Origin of the sequence: Streptomyces asiaticus, from assembly GCF_018138715.1 — a bacterium.
In the GTDB taxonomy this organism is placed as follows: domain Bacteria; phylum Actinomycetota; class Actinomycetes; order Streptomycetales; family Streptomycetaceae; genus Streptomyces; species Streptomyces asiaticus.
In genome coordinates this window covers 6,419,263-6,436,589 of the sequence record NZ_JAGSHX010000006.1, presented here as the reverse complement: position 1 = coordinate 6,436,589, position 17,327 = coordinate 6,419,263, and the positions used below count along the sequence as shown (strand labels likewise).

The 17,327-nt window shown below is 69.8% G+C and carries 20 protein-coding genes and 1 pseudogene; 10 read left to right on the top strand and 11 right to left on the bottom strand.

All coding sequences use genetic code 11. The features are described 5' to 3' along the window. Positions 1-39: 39 nt before the first annotated feature. The 3 genes from KHP12_RS35220 to KHP12_RS35210 are packed head-to-tail and all read right to left on the bottom strand — an operon-like array spanning position 40 to position 2,604. A complete protein-coding gene (locus KHP12_RS35220) occupies positions 40-801 on the bottom strand; it encodes a WbqC family protein (RefSeq protein WP_281429950.1) in 762 nt (253 codons plus the stop codon). A 19-nt stretch (positions 802-820) separates the two neighbouring features. Then, complete coding sequence (locus tag KHP12_RS35215) at positions 821-1,486, bottom strand: YdcF family protein (protein ID WP_086880920.1); 666 nt, start codon at positions 1,484-1,486, stop codon at positions 821-823. A 17-nt stretch (positions 1,487-1,503) separates the two neighbouring features. Beyond that, positions 1,504-2,604 carry a helix-turn-helix domain-containing protein gene (locus KHP12_RS35210; RefSeq protein WP_086880900.1) on the bottom strand — a complete coding sequence of 367 codons (1,101 nt, stop codon included), beginning with the start codon at positions 2,602-2,604 and terminating at the stop codon, positions 1,504-1,506. 155 nt (positions 2,605-2,759) lie between these two features. Here KHP12_RS35210 and KHP12_RS35205 point away from each other — a divergent pair, with 155 nt between their 5' ends. From KHP12_RS35205 to KHP12_RS35190, 4 genes are read left to right on the top strand one after another with little or no spacing between them, the layout of a single operon-like run. After that, positions 2,760-3,188 (top strand): hypothetical protein, encoded by a 429-nt coding sequence (locus KHP12_RS35205; protein WP_086880901.1) that lies wholly within the window; start codon positions 2,760-2,762, stop codon positions 3,186-3,188. 8 nt (positions 3,189-3,196) lie between these two features. Continuing rightward, the gene (locus KHP12_RS35200) at positions 3,197-3,598 is read left to right on the top strand and encodes an ATP-binding protein (RefSeq protein ID WP_086880902.1); all 402 of its coding nucleotides are present in this window, start codon (positions 3,197-3,199) and stop codon (positions 3,596-3,598) included. Further along, positions 3,595-4,143, top strand: coding sequence for a hypothetical protein (locus KHP12_RS35195; RefSeq protein ID WP_208652926.1), 549 nt, complete (start codon positions 3,595-3,597; stop codon positions 4,141-4,143). The genes KHP12_RS35200 and KHP12_RS35195 overlap by 4 nt, the downstream gene beginning before the upstream one ends. Before the next feature lie 4 nt (positions 4,144-4,147). Next, positions 4,148-4,387 (top strand): DUF397 domain-containing protein, encoded by a 240-nt coding sequence (locus KHP12_RS35190; RefSeq protein WP_086880903.1) that lies wholly within the window; start codon positions 4,148-4,150, stop codon positions 4,385-4,387. 296 nt (positions 4,388-4,683) lie between these two features. On the opposite strand, the gene KHP12_RS35185 is transcribed toward KHP12_RS35190, so the two are convergent. Beyond that, positions 4,684-5,853 (bottom strand): steroid 3-ketoacyl-CoA thiolase, encoded by a 1,170-nt coding sequence (locus tag KHP12_RS35185; RefSeq protein ID WP_086880904.1) that lies wholly within the window; start codon positions 5,851-5,853, stop codon positions 4,684-4,686. A 249-nt stretch (positions 5,854-6,102) separates the two neighbouring features. Here KHP12_RS35185 and KHP12_RS35180 point away from each other — a divergent pair, with 249 nt between their 5' ends. Continuing rightward, a complete protein-coding gene (locus tag KHP12_RS35180) occupies positions 6,103-7,335 on the top strand; it encodes a cytochrome P450 (RefSeq protein WP_211834069.1) in 1,233 nt (410 codons plus the stop codon). A 108-nt stretch (positions 7,336-7,443) separates the two neighbouring features. After that, positions 7,444-8,043 (top strand): HD domain-containing protein, encoded by a 600-nt coding sequence (locus tag KHP12_RS35175; RefSeq protein WP_086880906.1) that lies wholly within the window; start codon positions 7,444-7,446, stop codon positions 8,041-8,043. 42 nt (positions 8,044-8,085) lie between these two features. Here KHP12_RS35175 and KHP12_RS35170 read toward each other — a convergent pair whose 3' ends face one another. The 3 genes from KHP12_RS35170 to KHP12_RS35160 all read right to left on the bottom strand — a co-directional run bounded on the left by KHP12_RS35170 (position 8,086) and on the right by KHP12_RS35160 (position 11,990). Continuing rightward, positions 8,086-8,718 (bottom strand): superoxide dismutase family protein, encoded by a 633-nt coding sequence (locus KHP12_RS35170; RefSeq protein ID WP_086880907.1) that lies wholly within the window; start codon positions 8,716-8,718, stop codon positions 8,086-8,088. Between the two features lie 99 nt (positions 8,719-8,817). Continuing rightward, positions 8,818-10,902 carry a bifunctional glycosyltransferase 87/phosphatase PAP2 family protein gene (locus tag KHP12_RS35165; RefSeq protein ID WP_086880908.1) on the bottom strand — a complete coding sequence of 695 codons (2,085 nt, stop codon included), beginning with the start codon at positions 10,900-10,902 and terminating at the stop codon, positions 8,818-8,820. Between the two features lie 275 nt (positions 10,903-11,177). Next, positions 11,178-11,990, bottom strand: coding sequence for an AraC family transcriptional regulator (locus tag KHP12_RS35160; protein WP_244202671.1), 813 nt, complete (start codon positions 11,988-11,990; stop codon positions 11,178-11,180). 148 nt (positions 11,991-12,138) lie between these two features. Here KHP12_RS35160 and KHP12_RS35155 point away from each other — a divergent pair, with 148 nt between their 5' ends. After that, positions 12,139-12,549, top strand: a complete 411-nt coding sequence (locus KHP12_RS35155) for a DUF2000 domain-containing protein (protein WP_037947148.1) — start codon at positions 12,139-12,141, stop codon at positions 12,547-12,549. A gap of 38 nt (positions 12,550-12,587) precedes the next feature. Here KHP12_RS35155 and KHP12_RS35150 read toward each other — a convergent pair whose 3' ends face one another. Further along, on the bottom strand, positions 12,588-13,502 hold the full coding sequence (locus KHP12_RS35150) for an AraC family transcriptional regulator (RefSeq protein ID WP_167442433.1): 915 nt from the start codon (positions 13,500-13,502) through the stop codon (positions 12,588-12,590). Positions 13,503-13,642: 140 nt separating this feature from the next. Here KHP12_RS35150 and KHP12_RS35145 point away from each other — a divergent pair, with 140 nt between their 5' ends. After that, positions 13,643-14,626, top strand: a complete 984-nt coding sequence (locus tag KHP12_RS35145) for a zinc-dependent alcohol dehydrogenase family protein (protein ID WP_211834068.1) — start codon at positions 13,643-13,645, stop codon at positions 14,624-14,626. Positions 14,627-14,725: 99 nt separating this feature from the next. Beyond that, complete coding sequence (locus KHP12_RS35140) at positions 14,726-15,055, top strand: antibiotic biosynthesis monooxygenase family protein (RefSeq protein ID WP_086880911.1); 330 nt, start codon at positions 14,726-14,728, stop codon at positions 15,053-15,055. Positions 15,056-15,260: 205 nt separating this feature from the next. On the opposite strand, the gene KHP12_RS35135 is transcribed toward KHP12_RS35140, so the two are convergent. After that, entirely contained in the window at positions 15,261-15,596 is a 336-nt protein-coding gene (locus KHP12_RS35135) for an EthD domain-containing protein (protein ID WP_009719449.1), read from the bottom strand. A gap of 67 nt (positions 15,597-15,663) precedes the next feature. Between KHP12_RS35135 and KHP12_RS35130 the strand changes: the two genes are divergently transcribed. Beyond that, a complete protein-coding gene (locus tag KHP12_RS35130; RefSeq protein ID WP_039939597.1) occupies positions 15,664-16,038 on the top strand; it encodes a MerR family transcriptional regulator in 375 nt (124 codons plus the stop codon). An 18-nt stretch (positions 16,039-16,056) separates the two neighbouring features. On the opposite strand, the pseudogene KHP12_RS35125 reads toward KHP12_RS35130, so the two are convergent. After that, positions 16,057-16,536: pseudogene (locus KHP12_RS35125) on the bottom strand (IS5 family transposase); the annotation flags it as partial. Positions 16,537-16,673: 137 nt separating this feature from the next. Next, entirely contained in the window at positions 16,674-17,252 is a 579-nt protein-coding gene (locus tag KHP12_RS35120) for a flavoprotein (RefSeq protein WP_086880912.1), read from the bottom strand. Positions 17,253-17,327 lie beyond the last annotated feature (75 nt).

Here is a 17,327-nt window from a genome sequence, read left to right as displayed (position 1 = left end):
GTGGACGTCGCTCACCGAGTCGTACGCGACTGGGGACGTTCAGTGGTACGTCCCCCCCTTCCTCGAGGAGGGGGACGGCTGAGGCCAGGCGGCGGCCCGCAGCACGGTGTGGTCGGCGGCGAGGGGCTGGAGGCGGGCGGCCACGGCCTGCGGGCCGAGGGCTGCGAGGGCCCACAGGGCACTGAGTCGGCGGCCGGAGGGCCAGATGCCGGTTGTCGGCGGCCGGAATGGTGTCACGGCGATGTTCCGGGCCGCGAACGGGGCTTGGTCGAGATAGGTCATGCCGCCAGTCCCGCACAGATACGCGCGGGCGCCGGTCGCTGCGGCGAGGTCGGCGAGCCGCTGAGACCGGCCTGGTCGGGAGGGCAGTCGGCTGCTGGTGAGGATCTGGCCCCGCCAGCCGAGCAGGTCCAGCAGGACGCGGGTGGATGCGGCGGCGACGGCGGCGGTCTTGCCGGTGGTGAAGGCGTCCAGCACCGGGTCCAGGGCCTCAGCGAGGGCGGGCCAGTGAGGGCTGGGGCGGAAGTGCTGCCGCAGCATCCCGGCGGTCCGTCGTCGGGCCCGGTCCGGGTCGTCGATCAGAGCGTCCCGGATGAGGGTGGGCCGTCCGTGGGGCAAGTGGGTGGGGATGGAAAGCCACCGCTCGCGGGCCGGGTCGTCGAGGGCGGCGAGGCGGGCCCGGTGCTGGTAGTCGCGGCGGGTGAACTGCACGTCGTCCAGGACGATCCAGTAGTCCGCCGCGAACAGCTTGGCCAGCGTGGTCAACCTCGGGAACACATTGGGCTGGTGGATGGCGCACAGTCCGCCGGGGGCGGGCAGCTCAGGAGATGAGGCGGCTGGTGAAGCCGTTGCGGATGAGGGATTCGTACGCTGCATGCACGTCCTCCGGGACCTCCTGCTCGATGGCGAATCCGAGCTTCGGATACTCGATGACCCGCTGGAGGTCGCCGACGAGCTGGTCGACGACGTGCTTGTCGTCGCCGATCGTCTTGAGGTAGTCGTCGAACTCCAGTGGCGCCGAGGCACAGACCACCTCGACCTCGGGCCACACCTTGCGGGCGGTGGCGAATGCGCGTCGCTCCATATAGGGCATGGAGGCCAGCAGCACGGTCTTGGGGACGATCCCGGCGGCGGCCAGGACGTCGCGGGAGAGGGTGAGGTTCTGGCCCGTGTTGCGGGCCGTGGGCTCCAGCAGGATCGCTTCGGCGGGGACGCCGAGCTCGATGGCGTGCTCGCGGAAGTGCACGGCCTCGCCGCGGGGGAACCGTTGCGGGGCGGTGGGGTTGGGCCCGCCGGTGAAGACCAGGGTCGTGAAGAGCCCGGCTCGATACAGCTCGGCACAGAAAGCGGGGACGCCGAGGTCGTGGCTGCCCAGGCCGATCGCGGCGTCGACCGGCCGCACGTCATGGCTCATCTGGTGGTAGTCCCAGATCAGCTTGGCCTGCCGCCACTGGTCTTCGGTGATGCCCTGCTGGTTGTCACTCACGCGTGTGTTCTCCCTGGTCACCGTTGCCGGGGCCCGGCCGGCCCCTCGCTCATGGCCTTGATGCCCTCGATACTGCGCAGCTGGTGCACGAGTCCGTACTGCGCGGCCGCCTTGGCGGCCTGGTCGAGGACGAGGAGTCCATCATCCCGGGTCGCTGTGTCGGAGAGCAGGATGTGGCCATGGGCTGTGTCCAGTCGCACGCGTTGCATCGGTGATTCGGTGGTCCCGCTGCTGCGGGCGATGTCGATGAAGTGCAGGGCCTGGGTGAGGTCGCCGGCGCCGCGGCGGGCGAGGGCGAGTTTCTGGTGGGCCACCGACCAGTCGTCGGGTTCCTGGAGGTCTTCGAAGTCCCGGGTCGCGGCCTGCATGACGCGGGTCGCATAGTCATGGTCGCCGTCCTTGCTCAGCGCGGTCCCCACCCACAGCCGGGCCCTTGCGCGGTCGCGGCGGGAGAGCCGGTCGTCGACAGCGAGGGTTTCGTAGTTGCGGGCAGCGATCTCCAGCTTCCCGGACATCTCCGTGACCACCGCGAGGGACAGGTCGAGCTGGGCGACGCGGCGGGGGATGTCGAGCTGGGTGAAGACCGCGCGGGCACCGGCATAGGAGTGCTGGGCCGAGAGCGGTCCGAGCACAGCGCCCCGGTCGCGTTTGAGGTCGCCGAGCAGGGCGGTCGAGCGGGCGAACAGATACAGGCCCTTCTCGTCCAGTTCGGGGGCCTTGAAGCGGCCGAGCCAGCGGCTGAGCAGGCTGTCGGCGAAGGCGAAGTTCTGCCGGGACAGGGCGACCACGACCCGGTCCAGGTCATCGGCCCAGGATTCGTACTCCCAGGCCCTGGGCCCGGAGGCGGTGACACGTCGCCGGGCGGTGGTCACCGCGCTGGTCATCTCGGACAGGAGAGTTTCGAGGCGCAGGTGGACGGAGGCGTCAGCGCGGCCGAGTGCGGTGTCGAGGATGGCCTGGGTGTCGGGTCTGGGCTCGGTGTCGGCGAGCTTGCCCTCCCACTTGGAGACGGTCGCCACCGCCAGGCCGAGGTGCTGGGCGAAGGCCCGCACGCTCAGTCGCAGGGCGAGCCGCAGGGCCTTGGCCTCCAGCCCGGTCCAGTGGTGCACGGTCGCCACGCGTCACTCCCTTCCACCGGTCATCGAAGCAGATGCGATGAGGCGGCGGGACGGAAGTGGAACGGAAGTAGAACGGCCGGTGATTGGCTCGGAGCTGGGATGAGACCACGCTCAAGAGCGTCACCACTTCTCGAGTCTCTTGGACGGTCCTCAGCATGGAACCCCTCACGGAGCATCGCCAGGTCAGCGGCCCGGTGGTTTACGGATTCCTGCGGCTGGTGCGGGTCTCCGCGGCCCGGCAAGCGGCGCTGACCGCGTCGCTCGCGGAGTACTGCCGCAGCCATGAGTTGCAACTGTCCGGCCTCTTCACTGACCGGGAGGTGAGCGTCGACCCGTCTTCGGCGGCGTTCACCGGGCTACTGGACGTGCTGGCCCTGCCGGACGTCTATGGCGTGATCGCCCCGGCCATGTCGCACCTGGGCCCCAAGGTCATAGCCGCCGAGCGCGGGCGCCGGATCGAGGCGGCCGGCTCCCGGCTTCTGCTGGTCCGCGGTCCTCGCCTCACGCACCCGTCCATCTCCCGCAGCGGCCCCGTCCGCCGCCGCAGTCCTGGAATCACCCGCGTCCTGGACGCCGAGTCATGAGGGCCACGATGAGCGACACGATCCAGCGGTTCTTCGACGCCCGGCCCGAATCGATCGGCAGGGCACGGGCGTTCACCGCCGACGCCCTGGCTGAGTGGGGCCTGACAGGTCGCGCCGAGGACGTCCGGCTCTGCGTCTCCGAGCTCGCGACGAACGCCCTGGTCCACGGCACCGCCCCCGGACACGGCTTCCTGGTCAAACTCGACGTCGACGAGGAAGTCGTACGCCTGGAAGTGCACGACAGCCGCCGCCAGCACCCCGAGGCCCGCCAGGCCGCCGACACCGACCTTTCCGGACGCGGGCTGACACTTGTCGCCGCGCTGTCCGACGACTGGGGAGTTCAGAACCGCACCCCGTTCGGGAAGATCGTCTGGTCCTGCTTCAAGGCCACGGGAGAGACAACAGTATGAGCATCATCATCACCCCGCCCGGCCCCGAGCTTCGGCTGCTGGTGTTACTCGCCGCCTGGACCTGGCCCGGCACCGGCCCGGACGGCCGCGAGGTCGCCCACATCCTGATCACCCACAGCCCGGCCTTCACCGTCCCCGACGCTGCCGACGCAACCGAGGCCCGCATGCGGCGTCTCGCCGACAGCCTCGGCGGACTGGCCGGGGCCAGGGACGCGGTCCCGGACGCCGGCCGATGCCTGCAGATCATCGGCGGCCAGGTGCTGCTGCACTTCCCGGGCGCCTCCCGTCGATTGAGACTGCCGACCCGCCCCGACTGGACGGCCCTGGTCATCCGCACCGGCGGGGCCGTTCTCCTGCTCGGACTGGATCCGCTGCCGCAGACCGCCGACGCCGCCCAGGTCGACAACGCATGGGGTGGGGTCTCTACTTCGGATAAGCCGAAGGAGGTGGCACGGTTCAACCGTAGGTTCAACCAGATGATCGCCTCGGCGCTCCCATCCGAGGAAACGCCAGAGTTCATGCAACGACTAGCACGAGAGTTGTAGAGCCATCAATACTCACATAACAGCCTCTGAGCTGGCACCCGAAGACGCCTGGTACAAGTCGTCGTACAGCGGCGGCTCGGGCAATAGCTGCGTCGAGGTCGCCCATGTGATCGCTGCCTGCGGGCGGATCGCTGTGCGCGACTCAAAGGATCCGAGTGGCCCGGCCCTGCTGTTCAGCCCGGCCGGGTGGTCTTCATTCGTGGGACTCGTGCGTTCGAGCAAGGTCGGGCCGGACACGACCTGATGACGTACTGAGTCCCCAGCAGCACGGCGATGGTCCTCCTCCGGCCGCGGGGTGAGGACCATCGACCGCGCTGGTCCTTCTCGACGGAGCCGACGAGGAGACCGCCCCCGCCGTGAGACGGCGACGTCCGGGCCGTTCACCTTGGACGCGACGCGCACACAGGTCGACGTCCACCGCGTCGGCCTCCTCGACGCGCTCAGTATCCCGGATGAGGGCGTTGGCACGCCCGGCGGCACCGGGTGCGCTCCCGAAGGCCCCCGCCCGCCGACGGACGGCGAGAGTTCGCTCCCGCCCCCCTACAGCCGCTGAATGATCGTGCCCGTGGCCAGCGCCCCGCCCGCGCACATCGTGATCAGCGCGAACTCCTTGTCCGCGCGCTCCAGTTCATGCAGCGCCGTCGTGATCAGACGGGCCCCCGTGGCCCCCACGGGGTGCCCCAGGGCGATCGCGCCGCCGTTCACGTTCACCTTCTCCAGGTTCTGCTCGAAGACCTGCGCCCAGGAGAGCACCACCGAGGCGAACGCCTCGTTGATCTCGATCAGGTCGATGTTCTTCAGGGTCATCCCGGCCTTGCCCAGGACCGCCTTCGTGGCGTCGATCGGCCCGTCCAGGTGGAAGTGCGGATCGGTGCCGACCAGGGCCTGGGCCACGATGCGGGCGCGGGGGCGGAGTTTGAGGGCGCGGGCCATGCGTTTGGAGGCCCACAGGACCGCGCAGGCGCCGTCGGAGATCTGGGAGGAGTTGCCCGCCGTGTGCACGGCGGTGGGCATGATGGGCTTGAGTCCGGCCAGCGCCTCCATGCTGGTGTCGCGCAGCCCCTCGTCCCGGTCGACGGCGCGCCACATGCCCTCGCCGGCCGTCTGCTCCTCCTCCGTCGTGGGCACCTGCACCGCGAAGGTCTCGCGCTTGAACCGCTCCTCGGCCCAGGCCCGCGCCGCCCGTTCCTGGGAGATCAGCCCGAGGGCGTCGACGTTCTCACGGGTCAGGCCGCGGTTGCGGGCGATCCGTTCGGCGGCCTGGAACTGATTGGGCAGATCCACGTTCCACTCCTCGGGGAACGGTTTGCCCGGGCCGTGTTTGGAGCCGCTGCCCAGCGGCACCCGCGACATGGCCTCGACGCCGCACCCTATGCCGATGTCGATGACACCGGTGGCGACCATGTTGGCCACCATATGATTGGCTTGCTGCGAAGAGCCGCACTGACAGTCCACCGTCGTCGCCGCGGTCTCGTACGGCAGCCCCATCGTCAGCCAGGCCGTGCGTGCGGGGTTCATCGACTGCTCCCCGGCGTGGGTGACCGTGCCGCCGACGATCTGCTCGACGCAGTCGGGCTGAATGCCGGTGCGGGCGAGGAGTTCGCGGTAGGTCTCGCCGAGCAGATAGGCGGGGTGGAGGTTGGCGAGCGCGCCTCCGCGCTTGCCGATGGGCGTGCGGACTGCTTCGACGATGACGGGTTCGGCGGCCATGGCTGTCTCGTCCTCTCATCGCATCCGCGGGGCTCCCGGCAGCGCCCGCGTCAGAACTAGTACGCGTTCTAGTTCTTCGACTCAGTCTGCTGAGGCCCGGCCCGGCGGCGCAAGGGTTGTGCAGGGGTTGAGCGGACCTCGGGGGCACCGATCCCCCGAAACAATGGCCGCGATTTCTCTTGCTACTTGTAGAACCCGTTACTACCTTGCGGACACTTCTGATAGGCCGTCAGATCTCTGGAGTGGCCGATGTCCTGTCCAGCGCTCCCCGAAGGCTTTGACCTCACCGACCCCGACCTCCATCAGCATCGGGTGCCACTCCCGGAGCTCGCCCAGCTGCGGCAGACGGCCCCGGTGTGCTGGATCCCCCAGCCACACGGCGTGGCCGGCTTCGACGACGACGGCTACTGGGCCGTCACCCGCCATGCCGATGTCAAGGAGGTCTCCACCCGGCCGGAGATCTTCTCCTCCCACGCCAACACCGCGATCATCCGGTTCAACGAGCACATCCAGCGCGATCAGATCGACGTCCAGAAGCTGATCATGCTGAACATGGATCCGCCCGAGCACACCCGGGTCCGCCAGATCGTCCAGCGCGGCTTCACCCCGCGCGCCATCCGCGCCCTCGAGGACGCCCTGCGCGACCGCGCCACCCGCATCGTGGCCGGGGCCAGGGAGAGCGGCAGCGGGGACTTCGTCACCGATGTGGCCTGCGAACTGCCGCTTCAGGCGATCGCCGAGCTGATCGGCATCCCCCAGCAGGACCGGTCCAAGATCTTCGACTGGTCCAACAAGATGGTCGCGTACGACGATCCCGAACTGGCCATCACCGAGGAGATCGGCGCCGAGTCGGCCATGGAGCTGATCTCGTACTCCATGAACCTCGCCGCCGACCGCAAGGCGTGCCCGGCCGAGGACATCGTCAGCCGGCTGGTGGCCGCCGAGGACGAGGGCAATCTGGGCTCGGACGAGTTCGGCTTCTTCGTACTGCTGCTCGCCGTCGCCGGCAACGAGACCACGCGCAACGCCATCAGCCACGGGATGCACGCCTTCCTCACCCACCCCGACCAGTGGGAGCTGTTCAAGGCCGAGCGCCCCGCCACCGCCGCCGACGAGATCGTGCGCTGGGCCACCCCCGTGATGTCCTTCCAGCGCACCGCCACCCAGGACACCGAACTCGGCGGGCAGCGCGTCGAGGCGGGGCAGCGGGTCGGCGTGTTCTACTCGTCCGCCAACAACGACCCCGAGGTCTTCGACGGCCCCGAGGTCTTCGACATCACCCGCGACCCCAACCCCCACCTCGGCTTCGGCGGCGGCGGACCGCACTTCTGCCTCGGCAAGAGCCTGGCGGAGCTGGAGATCCGGCTGATTTTCAACGCCATCGCGGACACCCTGCCGGACATCCGGCTCGCGGGTGAGCCCCGGCGGCTGCGCTCGGCCTGGCTGAACGGGATCAAGGAGCTCAGGGTGACCTACACGTAAGCGGCTCAGGATGACCTACATGTAGGGGGCTCGGAGTGACCTACACGTAAGCTGTTCGTGCCGCGCCAGGAGTCCCACAACCCACCGGGCGGGGGCACACTGACCGCCATGAGCGAGATGTACGGCCCGCACGGCGCGGCGGGCGACCGTCGAAGACTCTTCGACTTCATAGCCCTCACCGCCCGCCTCCGTGAGACCGAGCGCCCCAACAACGCCACCCCGGAGCGCAAGGAGAGCGTCGCGGAGCACTCCTGGCACCTGGCGATGGTGAGCTGGATCCTGCACGCCGAGTTCGAGCGCGAGGCCGGGCGGCGGCTCGACCTCACCAAGATGCTCAAGCTGTGCCTGATGCACGACCTCGTCGAGATGGACGCGGTGGAGCGGGGCGCCGCGGGCGGTGAACCGCCGCGCTTCGCCTCGCTCCCCGCACCGCTGGGGGCCGAACTCCTCGCGCTGTGGCGGGAGTACGAGGAGGGCCGTACGGCCGAGGCGTGCCTGGTGCGCGGGGTGGACCGGCTCAACCCCACCCTGATGCGCTGTCTGACCGGCCAGGGCTGGGGCGACATGGCCACCGACAGCCACGCCCCCGTGGACGCCGAGGCGCTGGACGGGCTGAATCTGCCGCGGGTGGCCGTGAGCGAGACGCTGCGCGCGCTGTACGAGGAGATCAGGGACGCCTCGGTGGAGGGCGGACTGCTGCCGCCGTGAGGCCCGCCCGCCCTCCACCGAGCGCCGTGGACGCCGACGGAACTACTTGAACGGCACGTTCACACATGCCACCCGGGCGCCCGCCTGCCCTGCCTTGCCCGACGTGGTGTCCGTCGCATGCTTGTGGATCACCACGGAACGGGCCTCACCGGACCGGAAGTTCCACTTCACCCAGGACTTGGCCCAGCCCTTGCCGTCGCTCTTGGTGGTGAGGTCCAGCCACACCTCGTTGTGCGGGTTGGCGTACTTCGGGTTGGTCGAGGGCTGCTTGGGGTCCCGCTTGTTCTGGTAGTGCGGCCCCGACGAGTCGGGCTTGGTGCCACACGGCTTCGTATGGACATGGATCCCGAAGTGGTGGTCGGCCGCGAGGCCACGCACGCTGATGAACACGAACGTGCCCTTGTGCATCTTGTAGTGGCCGTGGCCTTCGCCACCTTCGTGGTGGTTCATCATGCCCTCGCCGCTCAGCCGCGCCTCCGCGATGAACACCGTCGCGGACGTGGGCACCAGCGACTTGTCGTACGTCACCGCACCGGCGTGCTTCGCCTCCGACGCCGGCTGGAACCTGTCGTGGACGACGACGAAGGGGTGCGGCGGCGCGGCGACCGCGGGTGTCGCGATAGCCATTGAGGCGCCCATCGCGACCGCCGCGGTTACTGCCTTCACCAGGGACATCGTTGATCCCTCCTCGGTCGGGGTCCCCGCTCCCCGTCTCGATTCCCGGATCCCCCCGTTTAACGCGTTTTCACGCCTTTCCGCCCCCTTCTCACCACGCTAGACCCGCTGGTCATGCCGCTCAACGCGAGCCCCAGCCCCCTTTTCGGGGGACTCACCGCCCCCTGACCGGTCCTTCTCCCCGGCCTCGGCGGCGTCGTGCTGCCCGCCGCGCTGCCGTACCAGACCCGGGACCAGCCCTCTGGCCCGGGCGACCGCGGCGCCCATCGTCGCCGACAGCGGTGGCGCCTCCTCGTGCGGGCGCCGGCCCACGCCGAGGAACACGTACTGCAACGCGAACCCGGCCGTGACGATCACCGCGCCACCGATCGCGTCCAGCACATAGTGGTTCGCGGTGCCCACGATGACCGCCGTGGTCAGCAGCGGATACAGGATGCCGAGCACCTTCGCCCAGACGTACGGCGCCACGATCGCGATGACCACCCCGCACCACAGCGACCACCCCACATGCAGCGACGGCATGGCCGCGTACTGGTTGGACAGCTTGGTGAGCGCGCCGAAGTCCGGGTTGTCGAGGTCCTGCGGGCCGTGCGCGGTGTCCACGTAGCCGAGCCCCATCAGCCGCGGCGGGGCCAGCGGGTAGAGCCAGAAGCCGACGAGGGCGAGCAGCGTGGCGAAGGCGAGCGGGGTGCGGGCCCAGCGGTACGTCGCGGGGCGGCGCAGATACAGCCAGCCCAGCAGGGACAGCGGAATCAGGAAGTGGAAGGTGCTGTAGTACCAGTTCATCCAGTCTTTGAGCCATCCGGTGTCGGCCACGATGGCGTTGAACCAGTGCTCGATGTCGATGTGCAGCCAGCCCTCGAGGGTGAGCACCTGGTCTCCGTGGCCCTCGGCCACGCTGCGCTCGTCCGGGGCGTGGCCGCGGATCCAGGAGTAGGCGAAGTAGCCGACGCGGATCAGCATCAGCTCGAGCATCAGGTTCGGGCGGGACAGCGGCCGCTTGAGGACGCGCAGCAGCGGCACCCAGGCGAAGCGGCTCCTGGCCGGTTCGGCGACCGGCGTCGGCTCGGGGTCGTCCCACCGCGGCGAGGTGCGGGAGAGGAACGGCACCAGACAGGCGGCGGCGAGCGCGGCGAGCAGCGGCGCATTGTAGCCGATATGACCGAGGATCTCGATGTCGGGCAGCAGCGCGGTGCGGTTGAGCGACATCGCCAGTACGACCAGAACCGGCCACACCAGCCGGTCGGAGCCGCGCCGCCCCACCCGGCCGACCACGGCCAGCAGGATCCACAGCTGCTGGTGCTGCCAGGAGGTGGGCGAGACCGCCAGCGCCACGCTCCCGGTGATGGCGGCGGCGAGCAGCAGCTGCCCGTCCCTCGCATAGCGCACCGCGCGCCGCAGGCCGATCACCGCGACCACGACCGCGAGCACGGTCAGCAGCGCGAGCTCCGCCGGGCCCTCGAGGCCGATGCGCAGCAGCAGCCCGTGCAGCGACTGGTTGGCCAGGCTGTCGGCGGGGGCACCGAGCCCGAAGCCGCCGATGTGGTGCCCCCAGTACGTCCACGAGTCGCGCGGCATGGCCGCCCAGGCGAGCGCGGTGCACACGGCGAACGTGGCACCCGCGAGCGCGGCGGCCCGGCGCCGTCCGATCAGCCACAGCACGACGGCGAACAGCAGCAGCGAGGGCTGGAGCGCCGCGGCCACTCCGATGAGCACACCGGCCTGCCGTCCGGAGGTTCTGGGCAGCACGGTGAGGACGACCAGGAGCACCGGGATGATGCTGGTCTGGCCGAGGGTGAAGGTGTTGCGCACCGGAAGCGACAGCACCAGCAGGCTGATGGCCAGCGGTGCGGCGATCAGCGAGGTGCGGCGGGAGACCGGGCCGGGCAGCGACCGGGCCACGACCAGCCCGAGGACCACGACCAGCAGCAGGGTGCCGAAGGTCCAGGCGACCCCGAGGCTCTGCTCGGCGGCCTGCGTCAGCGGTTTGAGGACGAGCCCGGAGAACGGGGTGCCGGTGAAGGAGTCCCCGTCGTACAGCGACCCGCTGACATGCAGCACACCCTGGTGGCCGATCCAGGTCTCCAGATCGGTCAGCCGCTCATCGGGCGGCAGCCGCAGCACCGCCGCCGCCTGACGGACCGCCAGCACGCCCGCCAGGAGCCACAGGGCCACCAGCCCCATTCTGGTCCGCGACGTCCGCGCCCCTACGGCGCCGGGGGCCGGCCCCGTGTCCGGGCTTCTCCCCAGTCCGCTCCGCTCCACGTTCGCCACGCCGTGCCGCTCCCCCACTCGCCCTCTTCAACTGTCCCGGATGTTTGGAGACCCTACTGAGCCCACTACTCAGACGCCGAACACCCCCTCTTCACCTGACTGTCGTCCGGGGTTGTCCGAAAGATGTCAGGCTTTGGCAGGGTCCTTGCGCTCCGCGAGGGTCCGTATGGTCCGGGCCAATTTCATCAGGGCCGCGGGGTGCGCCGCGAATCGGCACTCGCCGCGCGCTGAAATGTTCCCGGCGTCACACCGAAGCACCGTACGAACCAGCGGTGGAAGTGGGCCTGGTCGGCGAACCCCGCCTGGGCCGCGGCCTCCGCCGCGCTGCTGCCCGCCACCAGCAGCCCGCGCGCCCGGCGCAGCCGGAGCTGCCGCTGGAAGTCGCTCGGCGCCATCCCGTACGCGGCGCGGAACGCCCGGTAGAGCGCGAAGCGGCTGCATCCGGCGGCCTCCGCGAGCCGCGCCGCCGGGATCTCCTCCGCGTACGCCTCCTCCAGCAGCGCCCTGGCCCGCCGCGCGGCCCGGACCTGCTCCCCGCTCCCGTCCGGAAGCTCCCGGGCCCACAGCGGCCCGGTGGCCCCGCGCCGCACCATCGCCCCGACGGCCGTGGTCAGCCGCTCGTCCCGCACCAGCGGACCGGCGCCGCCGACCAGCGCGGTGTGCAGCCGCAGCAGGGCGCGGGGCAGCAGCGGATCGGAGACCACGGGCCGGTCGAACAGCGGCAGCGCCGCCCGGCCGTCCGCGCTGTCGGCCACATCGGCGAGGACGTTCCGCACCACATCGGGACCTATGTGGACGATGCGGTACTTGTAGCCGAGCTCGGCGGCCGCCTCCCCGTCATGCGGATCGTCGGGATTGAAGACCATCACCATCCCCGCCCCGCTGGTCCGTAGCGCCCCCCGGCACCGGAAGCGCTGGGCGCCGACCTCGGTCACGGCGAAGGAGTAGGTGTCATGGCTGTGGGGATGGAAACGGTGGCTGAAAAAGTGCGCGTGCATGGCCTCCACGGGCCGGTCGGGATCGCGCCAGTACCGGGCCCAGTCCTCCCGGCCCCGCTCCCCTTCTCCGACGGCAACCACGGATCCATTGTGCCGTGGCGCACGAGCGTTCAAGACCGCAGGTCGCCGCAGTGGCGAGAGTGACGGCATGCGCTTCGACACCAAGATCGCCGTCATTGTCCGTACCGACCTCGCCGACTGGCAGAAGCTGAACGTGACCGCCTTCCTCTCCAGCGGCCTGGCGCACGCCTCGGACGAGATCGTCGGCAAGCCGTACGAGGACGCCTCGGGCAATGTCTACCTGCCGATGTTCCGCGAACCGGTCCTCGTCTACGCCGCCGACGCCCCCGCCCTCACCCGCACCCACGCCCGTGCCCTCTCCCGCGACCTGCCGATGTCCCTCTACACCGAGGACCTCTTCGCCACCGACAACGAGGACGACAACCGCGCCACGGTCCGCGCCGTCGATGCCGACGCCCTGAACCTGGTGGGCCTCGCGGTCTACGGGCCGCGCGGCCAGGTGGACAAGGTGACGAAGGGCTTGCGGCTGCACGGCTGAGGGCCCGGCGCAAAGGCCATGGCAGTGACGGTGACGGCTCAATGGCCCGTCAGCTTCCGCCAGGCGCCGGGGGTGACGCCCTCCCTGCCCGAAAAGGCACGGCTCAACGCGCTGCCGGTGTCGTATCCGACGCGGACAGCGATCTCCTGGACACTCAGCCGCGTCTCGCGGAGCAGGACCTTGACCCGGTACATGCGCCATGCCGTGAGGTAGCCCAGCGGGGTGTCCCCCGTCCTCTCCTTGAACAGGGCGGCGAACGCCGAGCGTGACATCCCCGCCGTGCGGGCGAGTTCGTCGACCGTCCACGGATGGGCCAGGTCCGCGTGCAACTCCTCCATGGCAACCGCCAGTCGCGGATCCCGCAGCGCGGCGATCCAGCCGACGGTCCCGCCGCCGACATCCGTACAACAGGTCCGCAGCGCCTGGACGAAGAGCACATCGGACAGACGGCTCATGATGAAGCCACCGCCGAGCCCGCCCGCCGCGCTCTCCCGCGCGATGAGGTCGAACGTGGTGCGCAGCAGTTGACTGGACGCGTCGTCCAGATTCAGCCGGAACACCGGCGGCAGGAGCGCGAAGAGCGGTTCTGCCGCCACGGCGTCGAAGGCGAACCGGGTGGAGACGATCTGCGTGAGCTCACCGTCGCCCCCGACTCGCGCCGAGTCGCCGGGGACCTGGGAGACCAGTCCGTCGCAGTCCACGACCTCGCTGCCCGCCTCGTCCTGAAGCGTGAATCTCACCCCCGCCCGGACCAGGAAGCAGTCGTTCGTCTCCAGCCGCTGCGGCCCGGCGAGCGTGTCCGCGACGAGCCGGCACGCACCACGGGAGATCAGGACCAGCCGAGCGAGGTGCCGGGGAGGGAACGAGATTCCCCAGGGCGCACGGGCATCCACTCGCACATACCGCGCGTCCTCGATCTTCATCGTGGCGAGAAGGTCATCGATCGGATCCATCTCCACTCCCTTGGGTCTCCCCTGACCTCCCCTGGACGATCTGCCCCTGGACGATCTGCGCCAAACCATGGACGCCAAGATACAGATCGTCCACCCGAGCGCGCCTATCGTGGAGGCGACACACGAACGAAGGGTGGCAAATGCGTACATTCCAGATGGGAACTGGCGGTGGTCTGATCGCCTCGGCGGAGCGCCCGGTGCCGAGCCCGTCAGCGGGCGAAGTGCTCGTACAGGTGAAGGCCAGCTCCCTCAACGCACGCGATCTGCTCATCGTCACCGGCCGGTACGCCGTCGACGTGCCGCCCGGACGCATCCCGCTCTCCGACGGCGCGGGCGTCGTGGAGGCGGTCGGGGAGGGAGTCTCGCGCTTCCGCGTCGGGGACCGCGTCGTGGGCACCTTCCACCCGACCTGGCTGTACGGTCCGTTCCCCGAGTGGGGGCAGCTGCGCGGCACCCACCGCGACGGCTGGCTCACCGAATACCTCGCCCTCGACGAGCAGAGCCTGGTCGCCGTGCCGGACCAACTGTCCTTCGAGGAAGCCGCCACGCTTCCGTGCGCCGCGCTCACTGCGTGGTCGGCCGTAAGCGGCGTCGGCCCCGGGGACGCTCTCCTGGTCCAGGGCTCGGGCGGGGTATCGGTCTTCGCACTCCAGTTCGCCCGCCTGGCCGGCGCACGCGTCCTGGCCACGACATCCAGCGATACCAAGACCCAACGCTTCAGCGCTCTTGGCGCATCCGACGTCATCGACTACACCAGCACACCGGAGTGGGGCGCGCGGGTACGGGAACTCACCGGCGGCGGCGCCGACCGCGTCGTCGAGATCGGCGGCGCCGGAACGCTCTCCCAGTCCATCGACGCCGTCGCCCAGGGCGGCCAGATCGCCCTTGTCGGCAACCTGGCGGCGGGCGGCGGCATGGACGTGACGCGGTTCTTCCGTCGCGCGGCGACCCTCCGGTCGATCAGCGTCGGCAGCCGGAGCGACTTCGAACGGATGAACAAGGCCATCGGCCAGCACCGGCTCCGGCCCGTCATCGACCGCGTCTTCCCCTTCGAGGAGGCCCTGGAGGCGTTCGCGCACTTCGAGAAGGGCCCACGCTTCGGCAAGGTCGTCATCAGCCACTGAGCGCCGTCTTCACACGTCCTTGACCGCCGGATGTAGCAGACTGCGCACAGAGTCGAGACCAGGGCGCCTACCCGGCGTCCGCCGCGTGAGAGGTGTCCAGTGCCCAGCGTTGTAAAGATCAATGTGCTGACCGTGCCGGAGGAACAGCGCGAGGTGCTGGAGAAGCGCTTCGCGTCGCGCGCCGGGGCCGTGGAGGGCTCCGACGGCTTCGAGTGGTTCGAGCTGCTGCGCCCGGTCGAGGGGACCGACCAGTACCTCGTCTATACGCGCTGGCGCAGCGAGGAGGACTTCCAGGCGTGGATGGAGGGCCCGATGAAGGCGGCCCACCAGCGCGGCGGCGAGGACGCCCCGCAGCAGAAGCCCGCCGCGTCCGGCTCCACGCTGTGGTCCTTCGAGGTCGTCCAGCAGGCCGCGCCCAAGCAGGGCTGACCCGGGCCCTTGGAACCAGCGCTAGCCCCCTGGCCAGGCCAGGGGGCTAGGCCGTTTCGTTCGGATCATCTGATCCTGGGTTCGGGTGTGCCGTTGACTGATGCGCCCTGGGCCCGGGACGTCAACGATGTGGCGGCGCGGACATCAACGTGTACGCGGGTCGGCCGCAAGAGTTGAGTTCGTATCCGCCCGTCGAGTCGGTCCGTCAGATGACCTCCTTCTCCTCGGTGACCATCACGGCCACCGAGTCCATGTCGATGAAGCGTGCTTCGTCGGGGTTGACCAGCGTCCGGTAGTTGTCGGAGGCGAAGAAGGCGTCGTGGTCCTCCCAGTCCTCGAACCAGATTTCCGTCAGGCCGTCGTAGGCCCGGGGCGGGTAGTTCTCGGCGGGGACCGGGTGGGACACGGTGTACTTGCGCACGTAGCGCTCCGCCTCCGGGATGGAGGTGAACAGCGGCGCGTGCCGATCCCGGTGGTGCTCGACAAAACGCTCGTACGACATTCCCTCGACACGGTTGATCATGAAGATGAGCTTCAGCATGGAGTTAACCTAAAAGCTCACATCAATGTCAGGGGCAAGTGAGCCAGGAGCATGGGAGGAGTTCGGCATGCGGATCGGTGAATTGTCCGCCCGGACGGGAGCCAGCCGCCGGTCGCTGCGCTACTACGAGGAGCAGGGCCTGCTCGTCAGCTCCCGCTCGCCCAGCGGACAGCGCCACTACGAGGACGAGCACGTCCAGCGGGTACGCCTGGTGCAGGCGTTCCTGGCGGCGGGCATGTCCAGCGGCACCATCGTCGAGATGGTGCCCTGCATGACCGAGCCGAGCGAGGACAGGGCGCGGCAGGCACTGGAGATCATGGGCCGCGAGCGGGCCCGGCTGTCCGAGGCCATCGACGGCCTCGCCGCCGCCAGGGCCGCGCTGGACCACCTCATCGAGGACAACCACGCGTACCTGACACGGTCGGCGGACGACGAGGCGTGAACCGGGGCGGCGTTTGGATCAGCGTGCGGACCAGAGGAAGACACCTGCGACGTGGAGTCCGGCCAGGTAGATGGTCGCGGTCTTCTCGTAGCGGGTGGCAATGCCGCGCCACTGCTTCAAGCGGTTGATGCACCGCTCGACGGTGTTGCGCTGCTTGTACGCCGCCCGGTCGAAGGCAGGCGGTCTGCCACCGGCCCGTCCGCGGCGCATCCGGTTGGCCCGCTGGTCGGCCCGTTCCGGGATCACCGCGCGGATACCGCGCCTGCGCAGGTGGTTTCGGATCTCGCGGGAGGAGTACGCCTTGTCGGCCAATACCATGTCCGGCCTGGTGCGGGGTCGTCCACGGCGGCGGGGAACGCGCAGGCGGTCCATCACGTCGGTGAAGACGGGTGCATCGCCGGCCTGCCCGGCGGTGAGGACGAACGCCAGTGGCCGGCACCGGCCGTCGGCCGCGAGGTGGATCTTCGTGGACGGTCCGCCGCGGCTGCGGCCGATGGCGTGGTCGTCCGGCTCCCAGTCCGGGGCCCCTTTTAGCGGGCCGGCGTCGATCACCGCACGGTGATCCCGCCAGCGACCACCCCGCTTCGGCGTCCGATCCGGAAGCAACGGCTCGATCCGCGCCCACGGCGCATGAGTCAACGGCACAGCCGGACCAACGACCAGATGATCCGCCCGCTGACGGCCGAAGCGACGGCTTCGAGGACCAGGTGCCACGGATAGCTTTCCGGTCGACCCTGGCCCGGCTTGTTCGGTACGAAACCGCCTTCCCCGTACAGCACGCGCACCCCCATCGCGCGAAGCGTGGCGACGCTGGCGTCGAACTGGGTGTGCTGGACATAGGCGGCGTTGACGCACGGCATGGTCACGGTGGGGATGCCCTTGCCGATGGCCTCTGCTACGAATCCGACCACGAACTTTTCGGTGATCCCCAGGGCCCACTGGTTGATCGTGTTGAAGGTGGCGGGTGCCAGGACGGCGACATCCGCGGGAGGCCAGGCGTCCGGCTTCCAGGGCAGCTTGTACTGGCTGCGCACAGGGTGTCCGGTCAGCTCCTCCAACGCCGGCAGCTCGTCGTCAAGCCAGCGTGCGGCCGTGGGGGTCAATCCGAGGCACACGTCCCAGCCGGCCGCCTGCGCACGTTCGATGACCCCGGCGATGTTCAGCACGGGCGGGGCGGCGCTTCCGAACAGGTAGAGGACACGGTTCGCGGTCATGCGGGCAGTCCACCGCGCGGCACCCTCCCTCCGCAAACCCTGCCCGCTCAGGGTTGAGATCGACGTTCACCGTCT